At 68.5% G+C, this 6,462-nt stretch carries 5 protein-coding genes; all 5 read left to right on the top strand.

Going from position 1 to position 6,462, the window contains the following annotated elements; translation table 11 throughout:
• Positions 1 to 1,514, top strand: a 1,514-nt coding sequence (gene argS, locus WA944_RS18275; protein WP_526647207.1) for an arginine--tRNA ligase, incomplete at its 5' end; no start/stop codon positions are given.
• A gap of 35 nt (positions 1,515 to 1,549) precedes the next feature.
• Positions 1,550 to 2,929 (top strand): diaminopimelate decarboxylase, encoded by a 1,380-nt coding sequence (gene lysA, locus WA944_RS18270; RefSeq protein WP_526372798.1) that lies wholly within the window; start codon positions 1,550 to 1,552, stop codon positions 2,927 to 2,929.
• Positions 2,930 to 2,931: 2 nt separating this feature from the next.
• Complete coding sequence (locus WA944_RS18265) at positions 2,932 to 4,245, top strand: homoserine dehydrogenase (RefSeq protein WP_526372794.1); 1,314 nt, start codon at positions 2,932 to 2,934, stop codon at positions 4,243 to 4,245.
• Positions 4,245 to 5,330, top strand: coding sequence for a threonine synthase (gene thrC, locus WA944_RS18260; protein ID WP_526372795.1), 1,086 nt, complete (start codon positions 4,245 to 4,247; stop codon positions 5,328 to 5,330). Before WA944_RS18265 ends, thrC begins: the two co-directional genes overlap by 1 nt.
• A gap of 11 nt (positions 5,331 to 5,341) precedes the next feature.
• Positions 5,342 to 6,286: a homoserine kinase gene (gene thrB, locus WA944_RS18255; protein ID WP_526372796.1), complete on the top strand. Its 945-nt coding sequence runs from the start codon at positions 5,342 to 5,344 to the stop codon at positions 6,284 to 6,286.
• The last annotated feature ends 176 nt before the right edge of the window (positions 6,287 to 6,462 follow it).

Genomic DNA, 6,462 nt, shown 5'->3' with positions numbered 1-6,462 from the left:
CCACCAACCTGGCCCTGCAACTCGGCAAGAAGGTCGGCGCCAATCCGCGTGAGCTGGCCGGCTGGCTGGCCGCGGCGCTGGCCGACCAGCGTGGCATCGCGGCCGCCGACGTCGCCGGACCCGGGTTCGTCAACCTCCGGATCGAGGCGTCGGCCCAGAACGTCATCGTCGGAAACGTCATCGCCGCGGGCCCCGGCTACGGCACGTCGGCGGACCTGGGCGTCAAGGTCAACCTGGAGTTCGTCTCAGCCAACCCCACCGGACCCATCCACATCGGCGGGACCAGGTGGGCGGCCGTCGGCGACGCGTTGGGTCGGCTGCTGAGCACCCAGGGCGCCCAGGTGGTACGGGAGTACTACTTCAACGACCACGGCGCGCAGATCGACCGGTTCACCAACTCGTTGATCGCCGCCGCCAAGGGCGACCCCGCCCCCGAGGACGGCTACGCCGGTTCCTATATCGCCGACATCGCCTCGTCGGTGCTCGAGAAGGAACCCGACGCACTGGGCCTGCCCGCCGCCGAGATGCGCGAGACCTTCCGTGCGATCGGCGTGAACCTGATGTTCGACCACATCAAGGAATCGCTGCACCAGTTCGGCACCAACTTCGACGTCTACACCCACGAAGACTCGATGCACACCTCCGGTCGCGTCGACCAGGCCATCGCCAAGCTGCGCGAGACCGGCAGCATCTACGAGTCCGACGGCGCAGTCTGGTTGCGCACCACCGACTTCGGTGACGACAAGGACCGCGTCGTGATAAAGAGCGACGGTCAGCCCGCCTACATCGCAGGCGACCTCGCGTACTTCCTGGACAAGCGGCAACGCGGTTTCGACCTGTGCATCTACATGCTCGGCGCCGACCACCACGGCTACATCGCCCGCCTGAAGGCCGCCGCCGCGGCGCTCGGTGACGACCCCGACACCGTCGAGGTGCTCATCGGCCAGATGGTCAACCTGGTCCGTGACGGGCAACCGGTCCGGATGAGCAAGCGGGCCGGCACGGTCATCACGCTCGACGACCTCGTCGACGCCATCGGGGTGGACGCCGCCCGCTATGCGCTGATCCGCAGCTCGGTCGACACCCCGATCGACATCGACCTGGCGCTGTGGTCCTCGGCGTCGGCCGAGAACCCGGTCTACTACGTGCAGTACGCCCATGCGCGGCTGTCGGCGCTGGCCCGCAACGCCGCCGAACTGGGCATCACTCCCGGCACCGACCATCTCGACCTGCTGACCCATGACAAGGAAGGCACGCTGATCCGCAACATCGGCGAGTTTCCCCGGGTCTTGAAGACCGCCGCCGACCTGCGTGAGCCCCACCGCGTGTCGCGCTATCTGGAAGACCTGGCCGGCGACTACCACCGCTTCTACGACTCGTGTCGGGTGCTCCCGCAGGGTGACGAGCAGCCCGGCCCACTGCATGCCGCGCGGCTGGCGCTGTGTCAGGCCACCCGCCAGGTCATCGCCAACGGACTGAACATCCTCGGTGTCAGCGCTCCGGAGCGGATGTGAACGCGCATCCGGCCGGCCCCCGGCACGCCGAAGAGATCCACCACGGCGGGGCGCCCGATCGTCCGCGCAGCGCCGCCGATGTGCTGGTGCTGGCGCCGAATGTGTGGCCGGACAACGCGGTCCGCGGTGACGACGGTGTGGTGTCGATCGCCGGGGTCCCGGTCACCGAGATCGCCGCGGAGTTCGGCACGCCGGTGTTCGTCATCGACGAGGCCGACTTCCGGGCACGCTGCCGCGACATCTCGACCGCGTTCGGCGGTGGCGAGTCCGTCCGCTACGCCGCCAAGGCGTTCCTGTGCACCGAGGTGGCCCGCTGGGTCGACGAGGAAGGCCTGTCGCTTGACGTCGCCAGCGGGGGAGAGCTCGCGGTAGCCCTGCACGCCGGGTTCCCGGCCGAGCGGATCGCGTTGCACGGCAACAACAAATCCGTGGCGGAGCTGACGGCGGCGGTCGACAGCGGTGTCGGGCACGTGGTGCTGGACTCGATGATCGAGATCGATCGCCTCGACCGGATCGCGGAGGCGGCCGGCGTCGTGCAGGACGTGCTGGTGCGCGTCACGGTCGGGGTCGAGGCGCACACCCACGAGTTCATCTCCACCGCCCACGAGGACCAGAAGTTCGGGTTGTCGCTGGCCAGTGGCGCCGCCATGGCTGCGGTGCGCGCGGTCTTCCAGGCCGACCATCTGCGCCTGGTCGGCCTGCACAGCCACATCGGCTCGCAGATCTTCGACGTGGCGGGCTTCGAGTTGGCCGCCCACCGGGTGATCGGCTTGCTCAGAGATGTCGTCGCCGAGTTCGGTGTCGACAAAACCGCGCAGATCGCGATCGTCGACCTCGGGGGCGGACTGGGCATCTCCTACCTCCCGCAGGACCATCCGCCGCCGATGAAGGAACTGGCCGACAAGCTGCAGGCGATCGTGCGCAGCGAATCGGCCGCCGTGGGTCTGCCCGCGCCGAAGCTGGTGGTCGAACCGGGGCGCGCGATCGCCGGGCCGGGCACCATCACCCTCTACGAGGTCGGCACTGTCAAGGACGTCGCCGTGGCCTCCGACAGGCACCGGCGGTACGTGAGCGTCGACGGCGGGATGAGCGACAACATCCGGACCTCGCTGTACGGCGCGGAGTACGACGTGCGGCTGCTCTCGCGGGTCAGCGAAGCCGTACCGACACTGTCCCGCGTTGTCGGCAAGCACTGCGAGAGCGGCGATATCGTCGTGCGCGACGCATGGATGCCCGATGACGTGGCTCCGGGCGATCTACTGGGGGTCGCCGCGACCGGCGCATACTGCTATTCGATGTCGAGCCGCTACAACCTGATCGGCCGGCCGGGCGTGGTGGTCGTGCGTAACAAGCGGACACGCCTGATCCTGCGCCGGGAGACGGTCGATGATCTCTTGAGTTTGGAAGTGAGGTGAGCGTGAGTAACGCAATCGGCGTAGCCGTGCTGGGTCTGGGCAATGTCGGCAGCCAGGTGGTCCGCATCATCAACGAGAGCGCCGCGGATCTGACCGCCCGCATCGGAGCGCCACTGGCGATCCGCGGTATCGGCGTGCGTCGGGTGGACGGCGACCGTGGCGTTCCGGTCGAGCTGCTCACCGACAACATCGAGGAACTGGTATCCCGCGACGACGTCGACATCGTCGTCGAACTCATGGGCCCCGTGGAAACTGCCCGCAAAGCCATCCTGACCGCGCTCGAGCAGGGCAAATCGGTGGTGACCGCCAACAAGGCACTGATGGCGGTGTCCACCGGCGAACTCGCCCAGGCCGCCGAGAACGCACGGGTCGACCTGTATTTCGAGGCAGCCGTCGCCGGCGCCATCCCCGTCGTTCGCCCGCTGACCCAGTCGCTGGCCGGTGACACCGTCCTGCGGGTGGCCGGGATCGTCAACGGCACCACCAACTACATCCTCTCCGAGATGGACAGCACCGGCGCCGACTACGCCTCGGCGCTCGCCGACGCCTGCTCGCTCGGCTACGCGGAGGCGGATCCGACCGCGGATGTCGAGGGCTACGACGCCGCGGCCAAAGCGGCCATCCTGGCCTCCATCGCGTTCCACACCCGGGTCACCACCGACGACGTCTATCGCGAAGGCATCAGCACCGTCACCGCCGCCGACTTCGAGTCCGCGCGCGCCCTCGGTTGCACGATCAAGCTGCTGGCGATCTGCGAACGGCTCACCACCGACGAGGGACAGCAGCGGGTTTCGGCTCGCGTCTACCCGGCGTTGGTGCCCCTGGATCATCCGTTGGCCTCGGTCAACGGCGCGTTCAACGCGGTGGTCGTCGAAGCCGAAGCGGCAGGGCGGCTGATGTTCTACGGTCAGGGCGCCGGAGGCGCGCCGACGGCGTCGGCGGTGTTGGGTGATCTGGTGATGGCGGCCCGAAACCGGGTGCAGGGTGGCCGCGGACCCCGCGAGTCCAAGTACGCCAAGTTGCCGGTGGCGCCGATCGGGTTCATCCCCACCCGCTACTACGTCAACATGAACGTCGCGGACCGCCCGGGCGTTCTGTCGGCCGTCGCAGCGGAGTTCAGCAAGCGCGAGGTCAGCATCGCCGAGGTGCGCCAGGAGGGCATGGTCGACGACGGAGGCCAGCGCTGCGGCGCGCGCATCGTCGTCGTGACCCACCAGGCGACGGACGCGGCACTCTCGGAAACGGTTGCGGCGCTGGCTGACCTGGAGGTCGTGCAGAGTATCAACAGCGTGCTGCGCATGGAAGGGACCACCTAGTGAGCACCACCGCCCCCAGAGCCGTGCATCAGCCGTGGCCTGGTCTGATCGAGGCCTACCGTGACCGGTTGCCCGTCGGCGACAATTGGACACCGATCACGCTGCGCGAAGGCGGCACGCCGCTGCTGCCGGCGCCCCGGTTGTCCGAGTACACCGGCTGCACCGTGCATCTGAAGGTCGAAGGACTCAACCCGACCGGGTCGTTCAAGGACCGCGGCATGACGATGGCGGTGACCGAGGCGGTGGCCCGCGGGCAGCAGGCGGTGCTGTGCGCCTCCACGGGCAACACCTCCGCGTCGGCGGCGGCGTATGCGGCGCGCGCCGGCATCACCTGCGCAGTGCTGGTGCCGCAGGGCAAGATCGCCATGGGCAAGCTGGCCCAGGCGGTCATGCACGGCGCGAAGATCATCCAGATCGACGGCAACTTCGACGACTGTCTCGAGCTCGCCCGCAAGCTCACCTCCGACTTCCCGAGCGTGTCACTTGTGAACTCGGTCAATCCTTTCCGTATCGAGGGGCAGAAGACCGCGGCATTCGAGATCGTCGACGCACTCGGCGACGCACCCGACGTGCACGCGTTGCCCGTAGGCAACGCCGGCAACATCACGGCCTATTGGAAGGGCTACACCGAGTACCACAACGACGGTCTGGCCGCCCGGTTGCCGCAGATGCTGGGCACGCAGGCGGCCGGAGCGGCGCCGCTGGTCCTCGGTGAGCCGGTCAGTGAACCCGAGACCATCGCCACCGCCATCCGGATCGGTTCGCCCGCGTCGTGGACCTCGGCAGTGGAAGCGCAGCAGGAGTCCAAGGGGCGCTTCCTCGCCGCCACCGACGAGGAGATCCTCGCCGCCTACCATCTGGTGGCCCGGGCGGAGGGCGTCTTCGTCGAGCCCGCGTCGGCGGCGAGCATCGCGGGGCTGCTGAAGTCGATCGAAGACGGCTGGGTCGCCAAGGGTTCCACCGTCGTGTGCACCGTCACCGGCAACGGGCTCAAGGATCCCGACACCGCCCTGAAGGGGATGCCCACGGTGATCCCGGTATCCGTCGACCCCGTGGCCGTGGTCGCCAAGCTCGGCCTGGTCTAGAACGGACTCCAGTGACACGCACCCTGCCGCCCGGGCTGACGGCCACCGCTGTGGTCGCGGCCTCGAGTGCCAACCTCGGCCCCGGTTTCGACAGCATGGGTCTCGCCTTGAGTCTCTACGACGAGATCGTGGTCGAGACAACCGAATCCGGCCTCGTCGTCGAAGTCGACGGGGAAGGGGCCGGACAGGTCCCGCTGGACGGTTCCCATCTGGTGGTGCGCGCGATCGAGCGCGGCCTGCGTGAAGTCGGCGCCACTGCGCCGGGCTTGATCGTTCGCTGCCGCAACGACATTCCGCATTCCCGCGGACTGGGCTCCTCGGCCGCGGCCGTCGTAGGCGGCCTCGCCGCCGCCAGTGGCCTTGCCGCCCAGAACGGTTCGACCGCGCTGACGCCGGAGCAGCTGGTCCAGGTGTCCGCCGAGTTCGAGGGCCACCCCGACAACGCGGCAGCGGCGGTGCTCGGCGGGGCGGTGGTGTCCTGGACGGAGTCCGGCGCCGAACGCCCGCGTTATGCGGCAGCCCCGATCGTCCTGCACCCCGACATCACCGTGTTCACCGCAGTGCCGCAGGAGCGTTCGTCGACCGCGGAGACGCGGGTCCTGCTTCCCGAGCAGATCAGCCACACCGACGCACGCTTCAACCTCAGCCGGGCCGCACTGCTCGTCGTCGCGCTCACCCAGCGACCCGATCTGCTCATGGCGGCCACCGAAGACGTCCTGCACCAACCGCAGCGGGCGCCCGCCATGCCCGCGTCCGCGGAATACCTGGCGGTGTTCCGCCGTTGTGGGATTGCAGCGGTGCTTTCCGGCGCTGGACCTGCAGTGCTGGCCTTGAGCACCGTGCCGGATCTGCCGGCGGAAGTCCTCGATTACGGACGAGATCACGGTTTTGCCGTCAGCAAGATGTCGGTGGGCAACGGGGTGACCTGGACATCCGGGGTAGCGGCCCGGCCCTAGCTTGGCCGCGACGCTCGAGCAACACCCGTAACATGTGAATCACGGGGTTTCCGAGGTGCCTCACCTACAAGTGAGCGCGAAGTAGTGCCTGGTGCCTCACGCATGGTGAGCGCGTGGGGGGCTTGCGCTACTTCGTCTTGGCCAATCGGTTGATTGACGGTTGCAATGCTTCCAGG

This window comes from Mycobacterium sp. (assembly GCF_049683355.1).
Taxonomy (GTDB): Bacteria; Actinomycetota; Actinomycetes; order Mycobacteriales; family Mycobacteriaceae; genus Mycobacterium.
This window is presented reverse-complemented; position numbering and strand designations above follow the sequence as displayed.